The sequence below is a fragment of the Kitasatospora sp. NPDC058478 genome, from assembly GCF_042720345.1.
In the GTDB taxonomy this organism is placed as follows: Bacteria; Actinomycetota; Actinomycetes; order Streptomycetales; family Streptomycetaceae; genus Kitasatospora.
Genome location: NZ_JBHXML010000069.1, coordinates 20,332 through 39,482, shown reverse-complemented (window position 1 = coordinate 39,482; position 19,151 = coordinate 20,332). Strand labels below are relative to the sequence as shown.

The 19,151-nt window shown below is 73.6% G+C and carries 21 protein-coding genes; 15 read left to right on the top strand and 6 right to left on the bottom strand.

Annotated features, from left to right (window positions below; all coding sequences use genetic code 11):
- Positions 1-44 precede the first annotated feature (44 nt).
- From ACFWPT_RS31660 to ACFWPT_RS31635, 6 genes are all read left to right on the top strand, one after another.
- Positions 45-248, top strand: a complete 204-nt coding sequence (locus ACFWPT_RS31660) for a hypothetical protein (RefSeq protein ID WP_380485965.1) — start codon at positions 45-47, stop codon at positions 246-248.
- Positions 249-291: 43 nt separating this feature from the next.
- Positions 292-1,185, top strand: a complete 894-nt coding sequence (locus tag ACFWPT_RS31655) for an RNA polymerase sigma-70 factor (protein ID WP_380485963.1) — start codon at positions 292-294, stop codon at positions 1,183-1,185.
- Positions 1,186-1,219: 34 nt separating this feature from the next.
- Positions 1,220-2,353 (top strand): MerR family transcriptional regulator, encoded by a 1,134-nt coding sequence (locus tag ACFWPT_RS31650; protein ID WP_380485961.1) that lies wholly within the window; start codon positions 1,220-1,222, stop codon positions 2,351-2,353.
- A gap of 69 nt (positions 2,354-2,422) precedes the next feature.
- The gene (locus tag ACFWPT_RS31645; protein WP_079135790.1) at positions 2,423-2,887 is read left to right on the top strand and encodes a helix-turn-helix domain-containing protein; all 465 of its coding nucleotides are present in this window, start codon (positions 2,423-2,425) and stop codon (positions 2,885-2,887) included.
- A gap of 2 nt (positions 2,888-2,889) precedes the next feature.
- A complete protein-coding gene (locus ACFWPT_RS31640) occupies positions 2,890-3,468 on the top strand; it encodes a hypothetical protein (protein ID WP_380485958.1) in 579 nt (192 codons plus the stop codon).
- Between the two features lie 123 nt (positions 3,469-3,591).
- Positions 3,592-3,942 (top strand): DUF2516 family protein, encoded by a 351-nt coding sequence (locus tag ACFWPT_RS31635; RefSeq protein ID WP_063348783.1) that lies wholly within the window; start codon positions 3,592-3,594, stop codon positions 3,940-3,942.
- Positions 3,943-4,041: 99 nt separating this feature from the next.
- On the opposite strand, the gene ACFWPT_RS31630 is transcribed toward ACFWPT_RS31635, so the two are convergent.
- Together ACFWPT_RS31630 and ACFWPT_RS31625 are read right to left on the bottom strand one after the other, a co-directional pair.
- Positions 4,042-5,532 (bottom strand): PP2C family protein-serine/threonine phosphatase, encoded by a 1,491-nt coding sequence (locus tag ACFWPT_RS31630; RefSeq protein ID WP_380485956.1) that lies wholly within the window; start codon positions 5,530-5,532, stop codon positions 4,042-4,044.
- 455 nt (positions 5,533-5,987) lie between these two features.
- Complete coding sequence (locus ACFWPT_RS31625) at positions 5,988-6,818, bottom strand: class I SAM-dependent methyltransferase (RefSeq protein ID WP_380485954.1); 831 nt, start codon at positions 6,816-6,818, stop codon at positions 5,988-5,990.
- A 218-nt stretch (positions 6,819-7,036) separates the two neighbouring features.
- Here ACFWPT_RS31625 and mshA point away from each other — a divergent pair, with 218 nt between their 5' ends.
- Together mshA and ACFWPT_RS31615 are read left to right on the top strand one after the other, a co-directional pair.
- Entirely contained in the window at positions 7,037-8,407 is a 1,371-nt protein-coding gene (mshA, locus tag ACFWPT_RS31620) for a D-inositol-3-phosphate glycosyltransferase (protein ID WP_380485990.1), read from the top strand.
- Positions 8,408-8,526: 119 nt separating this feature from the next.
- A complete protein-coding gene (locus ACFWPT_RS31615; RefSeq protein ID WP_363375114.1) occupies positions 8,527-9,039 on the top strand; it encodes a YbjN domain-containing protein in 513 nt (170 codons plus the stop codon).
- Positions 9,040-9,061: 22 nt separating this feature from the next.
- On the opposite strand, the gene ACFWPT_RS31610 is transcribed toward ACFWPT_RS31615, so the two are convergent.
- Positions 9,062-10,420 carry an MDR family MFS transporter gene (locus ACFWPT_RS31610; RefSeq protein ID WP_380378037.1) on the bottom strand — a complete coding sequence of 453 codons (1,359 nt, stop codon included), beginning with the start codon at positions 10,418-10,420 and terminating at the stop codon, positions 9,062-9,064.
- A 149-nt stretch (positions 10,421-10,569) separates the two neighbouring features.
- On the opposite strand from ACFWPT_RS31610, the gene ACFWPT_RS31605 reads away from it, so the two are divergent.
- Positions 10,570-11,328 (top strand): phosphoglyceromutase, encoded by a 759-nt coding sequence (locus ACFWPT_RS31605; RefSeq protein ID WP_063348789.1) that lies wholly within the window; start codon positions 10,570-10,572, stop codon positions 11,326-11,328.
- Positions 11,329-11,610: 282 nt separating this feature from the next.
- Positions 11,611-12,201, top strand: a complete 591-nt coding sequence (locus ACFWPT_RS31600; protein ID WP_363375136.1) for a lytic polysaccharide monooxygenase — start codon at positions 11,611-11,613, stop codon at positions 12,199-12,201.
- A gap of 115 nt (positions 12,202-12,316) precedes the next feature.
- On the opposite strand, the gene ACFWPT_RS31595 is transcribed toward ACFWPT_RS31600, so the two are convergent.
- Positions 12,317-12,496 carry a hypothetical protein gene (locus ACFWPT_RS31595; RefSeq protein WP_063348791.1) on the bottom strand — a complete coding sequence of 60 codons (180 nt, stop codon included), beginning with the start codon at positions 12,494-12,496 and terminating at the stop codon, positions 12,317-12,319.
- Positions 12,497-12,726: 230 nt separating this feature from the next.
- Positions 12,727-13,407 carry a phosphate signaling complex protein PhoU gene (phoU, locus tag ACFWPT_RS31590; RefSeq protein ID WP_063348792.1) on the bottom strand — a complete coding sequence of 227 codons (681 nt, stop codon included), beginning with the start codon at positions 13,405-13,407 and terminating at the stop codon, positions 12,727-12,729.
- Between the two features lie 307 nt (positions 13,408-13,714).
- Here phoU and ACFWPT_RS31585 point away from each other — a divergent pair, with 307 nt between their 5' ends.
- Complete coding sequence (locus ACFWPT_RS31585) at positions 13,715-15,127, top strand: sensor histidine kinase (protein ID WP_380378035.1); 1,413 nt, start codon at positions 13,715-13,717, stop codon at positions 15,125-15,127.
- Between the two features lie 2 nt (positions 15,128-15,129).
- Positions 15,130-15,825: a response regulator transcription factor gene (locus tag ACFWPT_RS31580; RefSeq protein WP_030061050.1), complete on the top strand. Its 696-nt coding sequence runs from the start codon at positions 15,130-15,132 to the stop codon at positions 15,823-15,825.
- Positions 15,826-15,934: 109 nt separating this feature from the next.
- On the opposite strand, the gene ACFWPT_RS31575 is transcribed toward ACFWPT_RS31580, so the two are convergent.
- Entirely contained in the window at positions 15,935-16,579 is a 645-nt protein-coding gene (locus tag ACFWPT_RS31575; protein ID WP_380485951.1) for a DUF461 domain-containing protein, read from the bottom strand.
- A gap of 428 nt (positions 16,580-17,007) precedes the next feature.
- On the opposite strand from ACFWPT_RS31575, the gene ACFWPT_RS31570 reads away from it, so the two are divergent.
- From ACFWPT_RS31570 to ispF, 3 genes are all read left to right on the top strand, one after another.
- Positions 17,008-17,490 (top strand): CarD family transcriptional regulator, encoded by a 483-nt coding sequence (locus ACFWPT_RS31570; protein WP_030244332.1) that lies wholly within the window; start codon positions 17,008-17,010, stop codon positions 17,488-17,490.
- 311 nt (positions 17,491-17,801) lie between these two features.
- Entirely contained in the window at positions 17,802-18,527 is a 726-nt protein-coding gene (gene ispD, locus ACFWPT_RS31565) for a 2-C-methyl-D-erythritol 4-phosphate cytidylyltransferase (protein WP_107452910.1), read from the top strand.
- Positions 18,517-19,032, top strand: coding sequence for a 2-C-methyl-D-erythritol 2,4-cyclodiphosphate synthase (gene ispF / locus ACFWPT_RS31560; protein WP_380485949.1), 516 nt, complete (start codon positions 18,517-18,519; stop codon positions 19,030-19,032). The genes ispD and ispF overlap by 11 nt, the downstream gene beginning before the upstream one ends.
- Positions 19,033-19,151 lie beyond the last annotated feature (119 nt).

The following is a 19,151-nucleotide window of genomic DNA, read 5'->3' as shown; positions in this document are numbered from 1 at the left end:
GGGACGCCCAACCCGGTAACGCCCAACCCGGTAACGCCCAACCCGTGAACGCCCCCGCCGCGAACGCCCCCGCCGTGAACGTCGCCGCCTACTGGGGCGGCGGCTTCACCCTGCGCCCGGCCCCGCCCGGGCCCGAGGAGGAGCCCGACGAGCCCTCGCTGCGCCGCCTCGGCCGCTCCGGCGTCACCGTGCGCGGCCGCGACCTCGCCACCCTGCTCGCCCCCGCGTACGAGGCGTTCCGCGGCTGACGAGGCCTCGGCCCGCCGCCGCCCGTGCGGTAGCGTCGGAGCGGTGACCGACACCCTCGCCGACCCCGCCCTCGACGACTTCGAGCGGCACCGCCGGATGATCTTCGGTATCGCCTACCGGATGCTCGGCAGCGTCGCCGACGCCGAGGACCTGGTCCAGGACACCTGGCTGCGCTGGAGCGGGGTCACCGGCCCGGTCGCCAACCCGGCCGGCTACCTGGCCCGGACGGTCACCAACCTCGCGCTCAACCGGCTCGACTCGGCCGCCGTCCGCCGCGAGGCCTACGTCGGCCCCTGGCTGCCCGAGCCGCTGGTCGCCGAGCCGGACGCGACCGCCGACGTCGAGCGCGCCGAGACGGTCTCGTTCGCCCTGCTGGTGGTGCTGGAGAGCCTGTCCCCGCTGGAGCGGGCCGTCTTCGTCCTCAAGGAGGCCTTCGGCTTCTCCTGCCGGGAGATCGCCGAGGCGCTGGAGCGCACCGAGGCCGCCTGCCGGCAGGTCGGCAGCCGGGCCAAGGCGCACGTCCGGGCCCGCCGGCCGCGCTACGACGTCCCGCCGGAGCTGCGCCGCCGCGCCACCGACGAGTTCCTCGCGGCCTGCGTCGGCGGCGACCTCAACCGGATGCTGGACCTGCTCGCCCCCGACGTCACCTCCTGGACCGACGGCGGCGGCGTGGTCCGCGCCGCGCTGCGCCCGGTCACCGGCGCCGACAACGTCGCCCGCTTCCTGCTCGGGGTGCTCGGCCAGCTGGGCGAGGGCGCCGAGCTCCGGCCGGTCCTGGTCAACGGCCAGCCCGGGCTGCTGGTCACCCAGGACGGCGCGATCGACGCCGTCTCGGTGTTCGACTTCGTCGAGGGGCCCGACGGCCGGCCCCGGATCGCCGAGCTGCGCATCGTCCGCAACCCGTCGAAGCTCGCCCACCTCGCCGGCCGGGCTTGACCCTCGACCTGGTCGAGCCCGCAGAGTCACCGGCATGGAGAGCGAGCTGCACAGCATCGGCGAGCTGGCCCGCGCCAGCGGCCTGGGCGTCGGCACCCTGCGCTACTACGACGGCGCCGAGGTGCTCACCCCCGCCTGGGTCGACCCGCAGACGGGCTACCGCTGGTACCGGCCCGGCCAACTCGCCGACGCCCGCCTGCTGGCCCGGCTGCGCCGGGTCGGCCTGCCGCTGGCCGGCATCCGCGCCGTGCTCGGTGCGGCGCCCGGCTCCGGCGCGGCCGCGCGGGTGCTCGACGCGCACCTGCGCCGGCTGGAGGAGGGCCTCGCCGACGCCCGCCGCGAGCTCTCCCTGATCCGCGTGACGACCGACCAGAGGGAGCAACCGATGACCACCACCCCCGCCGAAGTCCGCTTCACCGTCCCGGCCGAGGAACTGGCCGCCGCACTGGACGCGGTCCGCTTCGCCGTCGGCGGCGACCCCGGAACGCCGGCGCTCGCCGGGGTGCTGTTCGAACCGGACGGCCCGGTGCTGCGCCTGGTCGCCACCGACCGCTACCGGATGGCGCTCGCCGAGGTGCCCGCCACCACGGTGCCCGACCGGCCGGACGGCGGCACGATCGTCCCTACCGCCCTGGTCGACGCCCTGCGTGCGCTGCTCGGCGCGGGCGCGGGCGCGGGCGCGGCCGACGCCGAGGCCGAGGTCGCGCTGACCCTCGGCGGCGGCCTGGTCCGGGCCGAGACCGGCGGCCACCGGATCGAGGGCGCCGCCCTGGACTTCGACTACCCCGACCACCGGGTGCTGACCCGGCTCGAACCGGAGCACCGGATCGACCTGTCCGCCGCCGAACTGCGCGGCGCCGTCGAGACCGGCGCCACCCGCACCCTGCCCTCCGGCCCGAACGGCGCGGACTGCGCGGTCACCGTCCTCACCCTCACGGCGGACGGCCGCCTGGCGGTGGCCGATGCCGAGTCCGGCCCCGGATCCGCGTCCGGAGACCTGAGGGTGGCGGTCAACCGCGACTTCCTGCTGGACGCCCTGCGGGTCGGCCGCCCCGAGCAGCTGGTGCTCGAACTCGGCGGCCCGATCGCCCCCTTGGCGATTCGCACGCCGGGCCGGGAGGGCACCTTCTCGCTCCTGATGCCGGTCCGCGTCCCCGACCTCGGCTGAGCCCGCCCGCCGTTTGCTGTGGTTAGCATCCTGCTTGCATCTGCAAGCGGGATGTTGCAGTCTGCGGGTATGGCCTCACTGAACGTAGGCTCGCTGGGCGAGTACATCCGCGAGCAGCGCCGGAACGCGCAGTACTCACTGCGCCAGCTGGCGGAGGCCGCAGGCGTGTCGAACCCGTACCTCAGCCAGATCGAGCGCGGGTTGCGCAAGCCGAGCGCGGAGATCCTGCAGCAGATCGCGAAGGCGCTGCGGATCTCGGCGGAGACGCTGTACGTCCAGGCCGGGATCCTGGAGGAGCGGCGCGGTGAGGGCCTGGAGCTGCGGGCCTCGATCCTGGCCGATCCGCTGATCAACGAGCAGCAGAAGCAGGCGTTGCTCGCGGTCTACGACGCCTTCCTGAAGGAGAACGCCGTCCAGCGGGGCGCGGTGGCCGAGCGGCCGCCCGCGGCCGGTACCGACACCGGCGTTCCACCAGCCTCCGGCCCGACGACCGACGGCTCAGCCACCCAGAACACCCACCGGGAGGACCGGTAAGCATGCCGATCACCGACGAGATCAAGAAGACCCTCAGCGACCCGACCCCGCTGTACGCCATCGCCGGCGCCGGGGATCTCGCGTACGAGAAGCTGCGCGAGGTGCCGGGCCGGGTGGAGGCGCTCACCGCGGACCGCAAGGGCGCGCAGGAGAAGGCCACCGCCCGGTTCCAGGAGGCGCAGACGAAGCTGGCCGAGGCGCAGGCCAAGGTCACCGAGACCGTCACGACGCTCCCCGTCGACCTGCGGACCTTGCAGGAGCGGGCACAGGGCTTCGCCCTCCAGCAGGTCGGCCGCGCGGTCGAGCTGGCGGTGAAGGCCAAGGAGACGTACGACGAGCTGGCCGAGCGCGGCAAGGTCGTGGTGGACCGGGCCCGCCCGGGCGCGCCCGCCGGGCCGGGGCAGCCGGCCGAGGAATCGGAGCTCGCCAGGGCATCCGAGCCGGTCGAGGCCGAGCTGGTCGAGGACGACACCGACATCCCGGCCACCGACACCTCAGCCGCCGACACCTCGGCCGCCGACACCCGGCCCGCCCCGAAGAAGGCCGCCCGCGCCCGGAAGACCACCGACCGCGCGGAGTGAGGGAAGGGCCGCCGGACGGGGCACATCCGGTGACCGCAGGACGTTGACAGGAGAGCGGACGGTCGACCGTGCCAGGATGGGCGGTGGCCGGAGCGCCGGAGGCGAGAGACAGAGGAGAGCGTGATGGGCGGAGTGGCCCAGATTCTGGACTTGGCCTATCTGAACCCGATCTGGTGGCTGTCCGTCGCCATCCTGGGCTTCAAGCTGTTCGCCCTGGGCGACGCGGTCACCCGCCGTGAGGACGCCTACCGGGCGGCGGACAAGAAGACCAAGCCGTTCTGGCTGGCGATCCTGGCGATCGCCTTCGGCTGGGACCTGCTGTTCGGGGTGAACTTCTTCACCGGCATCGGGACGCTCGCCGGGCTGGTCGCGTCGATCGTCTACATGGTGGACGTGCGCCCGGCGATCCGGGAGCTGACCGGTGGTGGCGGCCGTGGCGGCCGCAGCAACACCGGTCCGTACGGCCCCTGGTAGGCCGCGCGATCGGGCAACGATCAGGCAACGGCGAGGCCCGGGCGGGGAGTTCACCCGCCCGGGCCTCGCCGTACCCGGCTCCAGTCGGCTCCGGCCGGCTCAGCCGAGGATCAGCTGCATCGGGTTGCGTTCCAGCAGCAGCACCGCGACGTCGTCCGTCAGCGCGCCGCCGTTCAGCTCCTCGACCTCGGCGATGGCGCTGTCGACGAGTCGGCCCCGGGTGAGCCCGGCGGACTGGTGGTCGCCGATGAGGTCGGCCAGCCCGTCCTGGCCGAGGCGGCGGGAGCCGGCCCCGACCCGGCCCTCGATCAGCCCGTCGGTGTAGAGCAACAACCGCCAGCCGGGCTGGAGTTCGAGCTGCTGGGCGGGCCACGCGGCCTGCCCGTCGTGGCACGGCAGCAGGCCGAGCGCCGGACCGGCGAGGTCGGCGGGCAGGGTGACCGGCTGGTGGTCGTGGCCGAGCAGCAGCGGCGCCGGGTGCCCGGCGAGGTAGAGCCGGGCAGGCTCGCCGGCGCCGAGCGAGTCGAGGCCGCCGCTGGCGCCGCCCGGCTCGATGACGAGCATGCAGAGCGTCGCGAAGATCTCGTCGCTGCGCCGCTCGTGTTCCAGCACGTGCTGGAGGGTGGTCAGCAGGGCCTCGCCGGTGAGGCCCGCGAAGACGAGGGTGCGCCACGCTATCCGGAGGGCGACGCCGAGCGCGGCCTCGTCCGGGCCGTGGCCGCAGACGTCGCCGATCACGACGTGGACGGTGCCGTCGTCGGTGCGGACGGCGTCGTAGAAGTCGCCGCCGAGCAGGGCGCGGCGGCGGCCCGGGCGGTAGCGCCGGGTGAAGGAGAGGCCCGCGCCGTCGAGCAGCGGGGTGGGCAGCAGGTGGCGTTGGAGGCGGGCGTTCTCCTGGCCGCGCAGCTCGGCCTCGACGAGGCGGCGCTGCGACTCGTCGGCGCGCTTGCGCTCGACGGCGTAGCGCAGGGCGCGGCCCAGCAGCGGGCCGTCCGTCGCGTGCTTGATCAGGAAGTCCTGGGCGCCCGCGGCGACGGCGGCCGCGCCCAGTTCGGCGCCGGCCGCGTCGGTGAGCACCACGACCGCGGTGTGCGGGGCGCGGCGGAGCAGTTCGTGCAGGCCTTCGAGGCCGTCGGAGTCGTCGGACGGGTGCGGCAGGTCGGCGGGTGCGGCGAGGTCGAGCAGCACGCAGCTGAAATCGCTACCGCGGGAGCGCCCGCGCCGGGTGCCGGCCGGGGACACGGAGAGCAGTTCGGTGGCCTGTTCCAGCCCGCGGGCCCAGTGGATCTCGATCGAGGTGCCGCTGTCGGCGACCGCCGCCTTGATCAGCTGGGCGTCGGAGGCGTCGTCCTCGATCACCAGCAGTTTGAGCGGCGCGGTGCTGCTGGCGGCTGCGGTCGCGGCGGCGGGGGCCGAGGTGCGTCCGCTCTGGGGCCGGGGGTGCGGTATCGGGGGAGCGGCCGTCACCGGGCCGGCCGGCGTCGGGCCGGTCAGGGACGGGCGGTTGCGGGCATGGTCAACGGGGGCGCCGGCCTGGGCGCCCGACAGGCTCGTGGCACCAGGTGCCCGCCCGTCTCCCGTTGCGGGCATCGGTGGTTCCTCCCTTTCCCCGAGTGCGTAACGGTCAGCGCCCGTCCGCAGTGCCCGCCTGGCACCGTGCGCCGGGGAACTTCTCGCGACCATAACGTGATCTCCGGGGATTTCTCTGGCCGACCGGCGCCGTTGTGGTTTTTGCCACGCCGGTGGCGGTGCGGTGATCTGACTCGGACGACGGCTGGGATCCCCGCGTTGGCGGGGAAGGAAAGGGGACGGGCGATGGTGACGCGGATCACCCTGGTCGAGGGTGATGTCGGGGGCCGCAGGTGGACGCCGTGGCGCCGGGCGGCGACGGCGTACGGGCGGGTCGTCCGGCGGCGTCCATGGTGACGTGATGGGGCGTCAACACGCCAGTGGTATTCGATAACTCGTTCGAGTGAATGCGGCGGGTCGCTCACCCGCACCGGCCCCGGTCCGTGCCGGGCCGGCGACCCCGGCCGCGCGAACCGCTACGGCGCGAGCGCGCTCCACGGCACCGTGACCTCGCCCTGCCGCCACCGCCCGCGCGCGTCCACCAGCGGCCAGTCGCCCGCCAGCGCCGTGCAGGCCGCCACCCAGCGCTGCCGCGCCCCGAACGCCCCGTACGGCGCGGCCGCCGCCCAGGCCCGGTCGAAGTCGGCCAGGAAGGCGTGCACCGGCCGGCCCGGCACGTTGTGGTGGATCAGCGCCTTCGGCAGCCGTTCGGCGAGGTCGGAGGGCTGGCCGAGGCCGCCCAGCTGGGCCGCGAAGGTCACCGTCCGGGGCCCTTCCGGGCCGAGCGCGACCCAGACGTGCCGCCGCCCGATCTCGTCGCAGGTGCCCTCCACCAGCAGCCCGTCCGGGGCCAGCCGGGCGCAGAGCCGCTCCCAGACCCCGGCCACCGCCGACTCGTCGTACTGCCGCAGCACGTTGGCGGCCCGGATCAGCTGGGCCGGCGCGCCGCCGTCCAGCGGGACCTCGAAGCCGCCGCGCCGGAAGGTGAGCAGCGGCGGTTCGGCGTACGGCAGCGCGGCCGCGACCCGCTCCGGCTCGATCTCGATCCCGATCACCCGGACGTCCGGGCGCACCGTGCGCAACCGCCCGGCCAGTTCGACGGCCGTCCACGGCGCGGCGCCGTAGCCGAGGTCGACCGCCACCGGCGGGCGCCCGCCGGCGCGCAGCGTGCGGCCGAGGGTGTGGGCGATCCAGCGGTCCATCCGCCGCAGCCGATTGGTGTTGGTGGTGCCCCGGGTGACAGTCCCCACCGGCCGTCCGGTCCGCCCACGGGCGGGTGCGGTCGCGGAGTCGAAGGAGGCAGCCATGCCTGGAAGGGTAGTCGGGTCCGCGTCGGCACCGCTGTGACCTGGGACGTCATCCCGTCCGGCATCTCGTCCGCCGGACCGGGAATGCCGGACGCGGGCCGGGTGGTTGGCTGTCTGGTGGTGATGTGTGCCCGGGACGGGGCAGCGCACACCGGACAGCTGGCGGCCCGTGCGCGGGCCGCCGAGACGGGCCGCACAGAGGAGGCTTCAGCCAGGTGATCCAGCACCCCGTCCGTTCGGTACGCCGTGCCCAGCCCGCCGCGCCCGCGCGGGGCCGGCTCCAGTCGCTCGTCCCGGGCCGCCGCCGCCCGCGCCGGATAGCGATGCTGAGTGTCCACACCTCGCCGCTGCACCAGCCCGGCACGGGGGACGCCGGCGGGATGAACGTCTACATCGTCGAGCTGGCCAAGCGCCTGGCCGCGCTCAACATCGAGGTCGAGGTGTTCACCCGGGCGATCTGCTCGGACGACGCCCCCACCGTCGAGCTGGCCCCCGGCGTGCTGGTCCGGCACGTCACCGCCGGCCCGTACGAGGGCCTGCTGAAGGAGGACCTGCCCGCCCAGCTGTGCGCCTTCACCCACGGGGTGCTGCGGACGGAGGCGGGCCACCGCCCCGGCCACTACGACCTGGTGCACTCGCACTACTGGCTCTCCGGGCAGGTCGGCTGGCTGGCCGCGCAGCGCTGGGGGGTGCCGCTGGTGCACACCATGCACACCATGGCGAAGGTCAAGAACGCCGCGCTGGCCGAGGGGGACACGCCCGAGCCCGCGGCCCGGGTGATCGGCGAGACCCAGGTGGTCGAGGCGGCCGACCGGCTGATCGCCAACACCACCGAGGAGGCCGCCGAGCTGGCGCTGCACTACGCCGCCCGGCCGGACCAGCTGGCCGTCGTCCACCCCGGCGTCAACCTGGACGTCTTCCGCCCCGGCGGGTCGTCGGCGCGGGCCGCCGCCCGGGCCCGGCTGGGCCTGCCGCAGGACGCCGCGGTGCTGCTCTTCGCGGGCCGGATCCAGCCGCTGAAGGCCCCGGACGTGCTGCTGCGGGCGGTCGCCGAGCTGCTGGCGCGCCGCCCGGGGCTGCGCGAGCACCTGCTGGTGCCGGTGGTCGGCGGTCCGTCCGGCACCGGACTGGCCCGGCCGGAGAGCCTGCACAAGCTCGCCGCCCAGCTGGGCATCAGCGACGTGGTGCGGTTCCACCCGCCGGTCGGCCAGGCCGAGCTCGCGCAGTGGTACCGCGCGGCGACGGCACTGGTGATGCCCTCGTACAGCGAGTCCTTCGGGCTGGTCGCGCTGGAGGCGCAGGCCTGCGGCACCCCGGTGGTTGCGGCCTCGGTCGGCGGCCTGCCGGTCGCGGTGCGGGACGGCGAGACGGGCACGCTGGTGCACGGCCACGACCCGGTGGCCTGGGCGCACGCGCTGGAGCCGTACGTCACCGACCGGGGCCTGGTCGCCCGGCGCGGCGCGGCGGCGGCCCGGCACGCGGCCGGCTTCGGCTGGGACACCGCCGCGGCCGGCACCGCCGAGGTGTACGCCGGCAGCCTGGCCCGCCCGGCCGGCCGTTTGGCCGCCGCCCGGCGGCGGCTGGCCTGACCGGGGCCTGACCGGGGCCTGATGCGGCCGGACCACGAGTCGGCTGCGGCCCGACTGCGGCGGCCGGGGGCCCGCACCGCTGGTGCGCGCCCCCGGTACCGCCGAGTAACGTCACCCCCATGGCAACCCGCACCAAGGACGAGGCCCTGACCCTCCTGCGCACCGCCCTGGACGACGCCGGAGCGGCCTGGGAGCCCGCCGCCACCGACCCGTACACGCTGGTGGTGACGCTCCCGGGCACCCGCAAGCTGAGCACCGCCTGCGCGCTGCGGGTCGGCGACCACACCCTGTCGGTGAACGCCTTCGTGATCCGCCGACCGGACGAGAACCACGAGGCCGTCTACCGCTGGCTGCTGGAGCGCAACACCCGGCTGTACGGCGTCGCGTACGCGATCGACCCGCTCGGCGACGTCTACCTGGCCGGCCGCCTGCCCCTGGAGGCGCTCACCCCGGACGCCGTGGACCGGCTGCTCGGGACGGTGCTGGAGAACGCCGACGAGCCGTTCAACACCCTGCTGGAGCTGGGCTTCGCCTCGGCGATCCGGCGCGAGTGGGAGTGGCGGACCAAGCGCGGGGAGTCCACCCGCAACCTGGCCGCCTTCGCGCACCTGGCCGCCCCGGCGGCCGACTGACCTGGCAGCGGGGCGGGCGCCTTCAGATGCCCGCCGGAGCCTTCTCCTCGGCAGCGGGCACCGTCTCCTCCGTCGCCGTCACCCCGGTCACCGCGACCTCGGTCACTGCGGCCTCCGGCACCGCGACCTCCGTCACCGCCCCGGCGCGGCCCGCCGTCGCGTCCGTGCGCCGCCCGAGCACCACGTGCCCGGCCGCCGCGACCGTGCCGCAGACCCCGCACACGACCCAGAGCACCGCGGAGCCGGCGTACTGCAGCAGCAGACCGCCGATCGCCGGGCCGAGGAACGAGGCGAGCGACCAGGAGAGCGAGTAGACGCCCTGGTAGCGGCCGCGCGCGTGGGTCGGCGCCAGTTCGGCGACCAGGCCCATGATGGTCGGCGCGTTCAGGACCTCGCCGACCGTCCAGACCGCCACCGAGAGGGCGAACAACCACGCGGACGACCCGGCCAGAGCCGCCAGCCCGAAGCCCCAGCCCGTGATCAGGCAGCTGGCTATCAGCATGGCGGTCCGGGAGCGGGTCTCCATCCACCGGGTGAGCGGGATCTGGAGCACCACGATCAGCAGCCCGTTCAGGCCGATGACCAGCCCGTACTCGGTGGAGCTGATGCCCGCGGCGCCCATGTCGACGGCCAGGGTGGTGCTGCCCTGCTGGAGGATCAGGGCGAGCAGCAGGTTGAGCCCGACGACGGCCATGAACCGCCCGTCCCGGAACACCGCGCCGAGGCCGATCGCCGGCTCGTCCGCCCCCTTCCCGTGCCGGGGTGACTCCTGCGGCTTGGTCTCGGGGATCCGAATGAAGATCACCACCGCGCACACCAGCGTGGAGAGCGCGTCGAGCAGGAAGAGCGTGAGGTAGCCGTGGGTGGCGATCAGGCCGGCCACGGCGGCGGAGAGGCCGAAGCCGATGTTGATCGCCCAGTAGTTCAGCGAGTACGCGCGGACCCGGTCCTCGGCCGGGACGAGGTCGGCGATGATCGCCGAGGTCGCGGGCCGGGTGGCGTTGTTGCAGAGGCCGACCAGGAAGGCCACCGTGGCGATCGCCACCTGGCCGTCCGTGAAGCCGAGTACGGCGGTGAACAGCGCGGTGCCGAGCTGGGCGGCGACCAGGGTCGGGCGTCGGCCGATCCGGTCGGTCAGCACGCCGGCGCCGATCGCGGCGACCGCCGAGCCGAGGCCGTAGAGGGAGGCCACCAGGCCCGCGTAGGAGGCCGAGTAGCCCCGGTTGGTGGTCAGGTAGAGCGCGAGGAAGGTGAGCACGAAAGCGCCCAGCTTGTTCACCAGCGTGCTCACCCAGAGCCACCAGAATTCCCGTGGTAGCCCGCCCACCGTCTCCTGTATCAGCCTTCGGATCCGGGGGTTGGTGAACAGGGCGACGGGCATGTGGGGGGCTCCCGGGGCAGGCGTCCGCCGAGCGGCACGGGCAGGTCCGGTCAGCCGACGTATGTAAGTGTCAGATAGGAGGTGCACACATTACACATCTGCCGTAGGTCCGGACCAGCGCTTTTCCTGCCTCCACTAAGCTGGGGGCCATGGCTGACACGACGTACCGACTCATCCTGCTCCGCCACGGCGAGAGCCAGTGGAACCAGAAGAACCTGTTCACCGGTTGGGTCGACGTCGACCTCAACGAGAAGGGCGAGAAGGAGGCCGCGCGCGGTGGCGAGCTCCTGGCCGCCGAGGGCCTGTTCCCGGACGTGCTGCACACCTCGCTGCTCCGCCGTGCGATCCGCACCTCGCAGATCGCCCTGGACAAGGCCGACCGCCACTGGATCCCGGTCAGCCGCAGCTGGCGCCTGAACGAGCGACACTACGGTGCGCTCCAGGGCAAGGACAAGGCCCAGACCCTGGCCGAGTTCGGCGAGGAGCAGTTCCAGCTGTGGCGTCGCTCGTACGACACCCCGCCGCCGGTGCTGGCCGATGACGCCGAGTACTCGCAGGCCGGTGACGCCCGCTACGCGGACATCCCGAGCGAGCTGCGTCCGCGCACCGAGTGCCTGAAGGACGTCGTCGACCGGATGCTCCCGTACTGGTACGACGCCATCGTCCCGGACCTCGCCGCCGGCAAGACCGTCCTGGTCACCGCCCACGGCAACAGCCTGCGCGCGCTGGTCAAGCACCTCGACGGCATCTCCGACGAGGCCATCGCGGGCCTGAACATCCCGACCGGCATCCCGCTCGTGTACGAGCTCGACGCCGACTTCAAGCCCGTCACCAAGGGCGGCCGCTACCTCGACGCCGACGCCGCCGCCGCGGCCATCGAGGCGGTCAAGAACCAGGGCAAGAAGTAAGCCACTTGCCGACACGGCCCCGCCTCCCGGTTCGCCGGGGGCGGGGCCTTCGTCGTTCAACCGGCCTGTGCGGACGTCGAGTTGAGGTCGGGTTCGGCGGTCGGATCCGGGCTCGTCCCAATAGTGGTTCAGACCATTGACGGGTGGCGGAGTCCGCTCCTACGGTGAGGGCGCCGGACTGCCGCAGGCATGCCAAGGATCTCCCCGTCCCGGCCGCCGCACCCCCACGCGCGCGCGTCTGCGTCCCGGCGCACTCTCCATCCACCCCCACGGAGGAGCATCATGCGCACACGTCACATCGTCGGGGCGGTGGTCGCCGCGCTCGCGGTGCCGCTCACCCTCGCCGTCCCGGCGCAGTCCCACGGGTACATCTCGACGCCGCCCAGCAGGGCCGCGCTCTGCGGAGCGGGCGGGGTGTCGTGGGACTGCGGCGACATCCAGTGGGAGCCGCAGAGCGTCGAGGGCCCCAAGGGCTTCCCGAACGCCGGGCCCGCCGACGGCACCATCTGCGCCGGCGGCAACTCCCGCTTCGCCGAGCTGGACGACCCGCACGGCGGCGCCTGGCCGACCACCGCGGTGACGGCGGGGCAGCAGCTCACCTTCACCTGGACGTTCACCGCCCGGCACGCGACCACCGACTTCCGGTACTACCTGACCAAGCCGGGCTACGACGCGAGCCAGCCCGTCACCCGGGACAGCCTGGACCTGACGCCCTTCCTGATCGCCCCGTACGGCGGGAAGCAGGTGCCCAGCACGCTCAGCCACACCGCGACCGTCCCGAGCGGGCGCACCGGCCACCAGGTCGTGGTCTCGGTCTGGACGATCGCCGACACCGGGAACGCCTTCTACTCCTGCACCGACGTCCAGTTCTGACGCCCGGGGCGGCACGGCGGACGCCGTGCCGCGGACGCGCGGCACCAGGACGCGCAACGAGGTGCACGGCCGACGGAAGGCCGTGCACCTCGGGAACTCCTCGGCGGCGGACCGCTCAGTGGCCGCCGCAGCAGCCGCCGTCCGCGCCGCCGCACTGGCAGGGCGCGCCGGACTGGCAGCCGCAGCCGCAGCCGGGGCCGCAGCCGCAGCCGGCCGCGAGGACGGGCAGGAGCTTCGGGGTGGGCGGCTCGACGGTTTCGTGGGCGCGTGCCGGTCGGGTGGGGTTGGCCTTCATCGAGCTGTTCCCTCCTAGTGACGGGCACAGTCCTGTGCCCCCAACGTCGAGTGAAGCCGCCGATCGGAGGGAGCGTCAACGGGCGCGCAGTGGTGGGATGTACGGGTCGTCGTGCGCCCCCACCACCCCTGTCGCAGGTTTACTCACCCTGTGGGGGGAGCGGCCGCCCCTTGAAGCCCCGAGCCCCAAGCTGCCGAGCCCCGAGGCGGCCGCACCGCACCCGCACGTGGTCACTCCGCCGCCGCGGCCTCCGACGAGGCCACGAACTCGGCCACGTGCTCGCCCGTCACCAGGTACACCACGCGCTTGGCGACCGACACCGCGTGGTCCGCGAAGCGCTCGTAGTAGCGGCCGACCAGGGTGATGTCGACGGCGGTCTCGATGCCGTGGTGCCAGCGGTCGTCGATCAGGTGCGACAGCAGCTCGCGGTGCAGGGAGTCGATCGCGTCGTCGTCCTGCTCCAGCTCCAGGGCCTTGTCGACGTCCTTGGTGGCGATCACCAGGCCGGTCTTGGCCACCAGGCGCTGGGCGAGCTGGCCCATCTCCAGGACGGTGGAGTGCAGGTCGCCGGGCACGGCGGAGTCGGGGTAGCGCATCCGCGCGACCTTGGCGACGTGCCGGGCGAGGTCGCCGCAGCGCTCCAGGTCGGAGCTCATCCGCAGCGAGGTGACGACGATGCGCAGGTCGGTGGCGACCGGCTGCTGGCGGGCGAGCAGGTCGATCGCGCGGTTCTCCAGCTCGTGGTGGAGGTCGTTGATCTTCTCGTCGGCGGCGATCACGCTCTCCGCCAGCGCCAGGTCCGCGTCGAGGAGTGCGGTGGTGGCCCGGCCCAGGGCCGAGCCGACCAGTCGGGCCATCTCGACCAGGCTGTCGCCGATCGCATCGAGTTCCTCGTGGTACGCGTCGCGCATGCTCTCTCCTCAGTAGCTGTGTCGGTGGCGGTGCCGACCGGCCGGCCCGTCCGACGATCGTCTTGTCGTCCGGGTGACCGCTGCTGGTGGCGCGAATCGTACGCGCACACCTGAGACGGCGGCCGGTGGTTCGGCCCGCCGCCCACTCCCACACGGGCTGCATGGCCAACTCTGGGCCGTCCGGGCGACGATGCACGGCCGGTGTGGTGAATCAGCGGCCACGTGAAGGTGAATTCTCGGCAACGCGTGGCCGATGCCTTGATCGGGCCCTTGGGGAGTGCCCTGGCCGTGCGCTTACGCTGGCCACATGGACGTGAACGTGGCCGCCGCCGCTGCCTGCGCCATAGCCGGGCTCGGCGTCGGCCTCACGGCCTCCATCGCCTTCCGTTGGAGCGAGCGCGAGCAGGCCAGGGGCAGGTACGGCGGCACCAGCAGCAGACACCACGGTCGGCACCAAGGGCTGGGCGCCGGCACCCCGGAGCCCCCGCTGCCGCCGGGGGTGGACACCGTCCTCTCCGTCCTCCGCTCCTGCGCGATCGTGCTGGGCGAGGGCGACGAGGTGGTCAAGGCCAGCTCCGCGGCGTACGCGATGGGACTGGTGCGCGGCGGCGCGGTCGCCGTGGACCAGATGCTCTCGCTGGCGCGCGCCACCCGCCGGGACGGCGAGATCCGCCAGGTCGAACTGGAGGTGCCCCGCCCCGGCGTGGCCCGTGCGGGCGAGCCGCTCGCGGTCTCCGTCCGGGTCGCCCCGCTGGGCTCCCGGCTGGTGCTGGTGCTGGTCGAGGACCAGACCGAGCGCCGCCGGGTGGAGGCGGTCCGCCGGGACTTCGTGGCCAACGTCAGCCACGAGCTGAAGACCCCGGTGGGCGCCCTGTCGCTGCTCTCCGAGGCGGTCGCCGACGCGTCCGACGACCCGGAGGCGGTGCAGCGCTTCGCCGGCCGGATGCAGATCGAGGCGACCAGGCTGGCCAGCCTGGTCCAGGAGATCATCGACCTCTCCCGGGTGCAGGACGACCGACTGATGGTGGACCCGGAGCCCGTCGCGGTGGACGAGCTGATCGCCGAGGCGATCGACCGTTGCCGCCAGCAGGCCGCCGCCAAGCAGATCCTGATCACGGCCGGCGGCATCGCCGGGCTCTACCTGCACGGCAACCGCGGCCAGCTCGCCGCGGCACTCGGCAACCTGGTCGAGAACGCCGTCAACTACAGTCCGCCCCGTACCCGGGTGGCGATCGCCACCCGCCGGATCTCCAGCGCCGCGGCGCTCGGGGAGGCGGACGGCGAGCTGATCGAGATCTCGGTCACCGACCAGGGCATCGGCATCTCGGAGAAGGACCGCGAGCGCGTCTTCGAGCGCTTCTACCGGGTCGATCCGGCCCGCTCCCGGGCGACCGGCGGAACCGGCCTCGGCCTGTCCATCGTCAAGCACGTCGCCGCCTCGCACGGCGGTACGGTCTCGGTGTGGAGCGTCGAGGGCCAGGGCTCGACCTTCACCATCCGCCTGCCCGCCGGGCAGGCGCCCGAGGCCGACGACCTCGACGACACCGACGACACCGGCGCCCGCGATGCCACCGGCAGCCGTGGCGCCGCCGCCGCGCCCACCAGAACCCTCACCACGGACCGGACGGCCACCACAGGCCGCACGGACCGTCCGCTCCCCACGGGGGAGCGGGAACACCCCCTGTCAGACACAACCCCCCAGCTTGCCCCGGAGGCCTGATCGTGACCCGAGTACTGGTGGTCGAGGACGAGGAGTCGTTCAGCGACGCCCTCTCGTACATGCTCCGCAAGGAAGGCTTCGAGGTGGCTGTCGCCGCCACCGGCCCCGACGCCCTGGAGCAGTTCGAGCGCAACGGCGCCGACCTCGTCCTGCTCGACCTGATGCTGCCGGGCCTGCCGGGCACCGAGGTCTGCCGTCAGCTGCGGGTTCGCTCCAACGTGCCGGTGATCATGGTCACCGCCAAGGACAGCGAGATCGACAAGGTGGTCGGTCTGGAAATAGGTGCGGACGACTACGTCACCAAGCCCTACTCCACCCGTGAGCTGGTCGCCCGGATCCGGGCGGTGCTGCGCCGCCGCGGTGAGGACGGCGGTGCCGGCGAGAACGGCGGCGGCCCGGGTGCCCTGGAGGCCGGCCCGGTCCGGATGGACGTCGACCGGCACGTGGTGACCGTGGACGGCGCCAAGGTCGACCTCCCGCTGAAGGAGTTCGACCTGCTGGAGATGCTGCTGCGCAACGCGGGCCGGGTGCTCACCCGCATGCAGCTGATCGACCGGGTCTGGGGCGCGGACTACGTCGGCGACACCAAGACCCTGGACGTCCACGTGAAGCGCCTGCGGGCCAAGATCGAGCCGGACCCGGGCGCCCCGCGCTACCTGGTCACGGTCCGCGGCCTGGGCTACAAGTTCGAGCCGTAAACCGCGGGCGCGGACAGACGCGGAAGGCCCCCGCCGGCAGTCGCCGGAGGGGGCCTTCGCGTTGGTGTCCGGCAGGCCCGGGAGGGCCCTCCGGACGCCGGGTGGTGCGTCAGTGGGCGCCGGCGGACTGGGTGGCACCCGGGGTGGCGGAACCGGACGGTGCGGGCGTACCGGTGGTGGCCGGGGCGGCCGGGGTGGTCGCGGCGGTGGCGCCCTTGGTGGGCGCGGCCGCCGGGGCCGGCGTCGGGCCGAAGCCCTTGTAGAGGCCCGCGTTCGGGCTCACGCCGGCCTGGGCGTCGACCTTCTGGCCGTCCTTGAAGGTGAACGAGGTGGGGGTGAAGCCGCCGACCTGGACGCCGACCGAGGCGACCTTGGCGGACGGGTTGCCGTTGCCACCGATCGCCACGGCGCCGCCGGCCGGGACGACGATGGTGGACAGCGGGGCGCCCGCGGCGTCGGAGAACGCGGCGGTGGCACCGTTGCCGACGGTGATGGACTGCAGCTCCGCCGGGGTGCTGCCCGTGTTGGCGATGTTGACGGTCACGTTGGCGGGACCGTTGTGCTCGCCCGAGGACTCGTCCCCGGTGACGACCACGATGTTGTTCAGCCGAAGGTTCGTTCCGAGGGTTGCCGCCGCGTTGTCGGGCTTGACCTGCAGCGTGTCCGGCGTGTTGCCGGCGGCGCAGGACGACAGCGAGGCGATGGCGATGGCGGCGATGGCGGCGATGCTGCCGCGTCGAAGGCTGCGGCTCACGGCGGCGGCTTCTCCTAAGTCAACGTGTCGATAGGTCAGGTCTCAGATTATCGACCTCACTTATGCGCTCCTCACGGGGTGGTCCCCGTGTCGCACTCCCGGGGTTCGCGGGGCGGCCGTCCGGCCGCACTTGTGGCGTGTCCGGGTCACTCTCGGGACAAGCTTCGACCAAGATCGAATAACGATGTGGATACGGCCCGATAAACGGTGAAAACCCAAGATCCAATCATGGTTTCCAGGGTGTTGCGCAAGGTTTCGCCGAACGCTGGAACCGCCTCCGACCTGCGGGAAGCCCTCCTCGAACACCGGTCGCAGCACGTCATGGGGGTCCTTGTCAAGCCCCGAGACCGGCCCTGACCTGCGAAAACGCCCTTCGGGTGCGCTGAAAAGCGTGTTATTCTGGAAAGCCACGGAAGGGGTCCTGTCACATGACGTTCAAGGTTGGCGACACGGTGGTCTACCCCCATCACGGGGCCGCGCTGATCGAGGCCATCGAAATTCGCCAGATCAAAGGTGTGGACAAGACCTACCTGGTGCTCAAGGTGCAGCAGGGAGACCTGACGCTCCGCGTGCCCGCTGAGAACGCGGAGTTCGTCGGCGTGCGCGATGTAGTCGGCCAGGAGGGTCTGGACCGGGTCTTCGAGGTGCTGCGCGCACCGTACACCGAAGAGCCGACCAACTGGTCCCGTCGCTACAAGGCGAACCTGGAGAAGCTCGCCTCTGGCGACGTTATCAAGGTCGCCGAGGTTGTGCGCGACCTCTGGCGCCGTGAGCGCGAGCGCGGCCTCTCGGCCGGCGAGAAGCGGATGCTCGCGAAGGCGCGCCAGATCCTCGTCAGCGAGCTCGCGCTGGCGGAGAACACCAACGAGGACAAGGCGGAGACGCTGCTCGACGAGGTGCTGGCCTCGTAGCGCAGTCGGGCTGCCGCCCACCGCTCACAGCGCCCGGTGTCGGCGCGCCGCTCCCAGGACGAAGCGTCCCGGGGTGGTGCAGTGGCACTTCGGGCGCTGAGGCGTGTCCGGACGACGCCCCCGCCCCGAGCCGGTCCAGGCCCGGCAAGACCGTTTCCCGTCCTGCAAGACCGATTCTGCGGGATTGTGCGGCGGACGGTTGGACCGTAATTCTTCGGAAGGGGCCCGTAGCGCCCGCCGGGCACGCCAAGGCCATACCCACTTCTCCGAAGGAGTGAAACCTGAACGCCTCAGCAGCAGTCGCAGCAGCAGTGGTGCCCGCCGCCGGACGCGGTGAGCGGCTGGGGCCCGGTGCCCCGAAGGCCCTGCGGGAACTGGGCGGCGTGCCGCTCCTGGTGCACGCCGTGCGGGCGCTGGCCCGCAGCCGGGCGGTCGGCCTGGTCGTGGTCGCCGCGCCCGCCGACGGGGTGGCCGAGGTGGTCGCCCTGCTGGACAGCCACGGGCTGGACGGCAAGGACATCCGGGTGGTCGCCGGTGGTGCCACCCGCCAGGAGTCGGTCCGGCTCGGCCTGGCCGCGATCCCGGCCGAGGTGGAGATCGTCCTGGTGCACGACGCGGCCCGCCCGCTCGTCCCGGTCGAGGTGGTGGACGCGGTGGCGGCCGCCGTCCGGGCCGGGGCCGGGGCGGTGGTGCCCGCGGTGCCGCTGGCCGACACGGTGAAGCGGGTCGAGCCGAACCCGGGCCGCCCCGAGCCGGTGCTCGACACGCCCGACCGGGCCACCCTGCGCGCGGTCCAGACCCCGCAGGGCTTCGACCGGGCCACCCTGGTCGGGGTGCACGCCAAGGCGCTGGCCGAGGAGGCCGCGGGCGCCGCCGACGCGCCGCCGGTCACCGACGACGCGGGCCTGGTGGAGCGCTACGGCGGCCAGGTCGTCGTGGTGCCCGGCCACGAGGAGGCGTTCAAGGTCACCCGTCCACTGGACCTCGTGCTCGCCGAGGCCGTACTCGCCCGCCGGAGGGCCGCCGATGCCTACTGACCCGCTGACGCCCGCCGACCGGGCCCCCGTGCTGCCGCGCGTGGGCATCGGGACCGACGTGCACGCCTTCGAGGCCGGCCGCCCGCTCTGGGTGGCCGGACTGGAGTGGCCGGACGCCGGGGTCGGGCTCTCCGGGCACTCGGACGCCGACGTCGCCGCGCACGCGGCCTGCGACGCGCTGTTCTCGGCCGCCGGGATCGGCGACCTGGGCGCGCACTTCGGCACCGACCGGCCGGAGTGGGCCGGCGCGTCCGGGGTGAAGCTGCTCGGTGAGGCGGCCCGGCTGGTGCGCGCGGAGGGCTTCGAGATCGGCAACATCGCGGTCCAGGTGGTCGGCGTCCGGCCGAAGATCGGCAAGCGGCGGGCCGAGGCGCAGGCCGCGCTGTCGGCCGCGGCCGGTGCGCCGGTGTCGGTGTCCGGCACCACCACGGACGGCCTGGGCCTGACCGGTCGGGCCGAGGGACTGGCCGCGATCGCCACGGCCCTGGTGTACGAACGGCGTTGAGCCGGGCGCGGTCGGCAGGGCCGGAATGGGCGGGCCCTGACGAGTGTTCACCCGGCGTGGCGGTGGATCGGTCGGTAGTGTGCGGTTTCGGGCCCGGGCGGGGCTTCCCCTCGGGCCGT

What these genes read in the sequence shown, in the direction of transcription:
- ACFWPT_RS31570 (WP_030244332.1), top strand. Translation starts at nt 17,008, where the DNA reads ATGACGTTCAAGGTTGGCGACACGGTGGTCTACCCCCATCACGGGGCC.
- ispF (WP_380485949.1), top strand. Translation starts at nt 18,517, where the DNA reads ATGCCTACTGACCCGCTGACGCCCGCCGACCGGGCCCCCGTGCTGCCG.
- ACFWPT_RS31635 (WP_063348783.1), top strand. Translation starts at nt 3,592, where the DNA reads ATGGGCGGAGTGGCCCAGATTCTGGACTTGGCCTATCTGAACCCGATC.
- ACFWPT_RS31605 (WP_063348789.1), top strand. Translation starts at nt 10,570, where the DNA reads ATGGCTGACACGACGTACCGACTCATCCTGCTCCGCCACGGCGAGAGC.
- ACFWPT_RS31600 (WP_363375136.1), top strand. Translation starts at nt 11,611, where the DNA reads ATGCGCACACGTCACATCGTCGGGGCGGTGGTCGCCGCGCTCGCGGTG.
- ACFWPT_RS31585 (WP_380378035.1), top strand. Translation starts at nt 13,715, where the DNA reads ATGGACGTGAACGTGGCCGCCGCCGCTGCCTGCGCCATAGCCGGGCTC.
- ACFWPT_RS31650 (WP_380485961.1), top strand. Translation starts at nt 1,220, where the DNA reads ATGGAGAGCGAGCTGCACAGCATCGGCGAGCTGGCCCGCGCCAGCGGC.
- ACFWPT_RS31640 (WP_380485958.1), top strand. Translation starts at nt 2,890, where the DNA reads ATGCCGATCACCGACGAGATCAAGAAGACCCTCAGCGACCCGACCCCG.
- ACFWPT_RS31595 (WP_063348791.1), bottom strand. Translation starts at nt 12,496, where the DNA reads ATGAAGGCCAACCCCACCCGACCGGCACGCGCCCACGAAACCGTCGAG.
- ACFWPT_RS31630 (WP_380485956.1), bottom strand. Translation starts at nt 5,532, where the DNA reads ATGCCCGCAACGGGAGACGGGCGGGCACCTGGTGCCACGAGCCTGTCG.
- ACFWPT_RS31615 (WP_363375114.1), top strand. Translation starts at nt 8,527, where the DNA reads ATGGCAACCCGCACCAAGGACGAGGCCCTGACCCTCCTGCGCACCGCC.
- ACFWPT_RS31610 (WP_380378037.1), bottom strand. Translation starts at nt 10,420, where the DNA reads ATGCCCGTCGCCCTGTTCACCAACCCCCGGATCCGAAGGCTGATACAG.
- ACFWPT_RS31645 (WP_079135790.1), top strand. Translation starts at nt 2,423, where the DNA reads ATGGCCTCACTGAACGTAGGCTCGCTGGGCGAGTACATCCGCGAGCAG.
- ACFWPT_RS31625 (WP_380485954.1), bottom strand. Translation starts at nt 6,818, where the DNA reads ATGGCTGCCTCCTTCGACTCCGCGACCGCACCCGCCCGTGGGCGGACC.
- phoU (WP_063348792.1), bottom strand. Translation starts at nt 13,407, where the DNA reads ATGCGCGACGCGTACCACGAGGAACTCGATGCGATCGGCGACAGCCTG.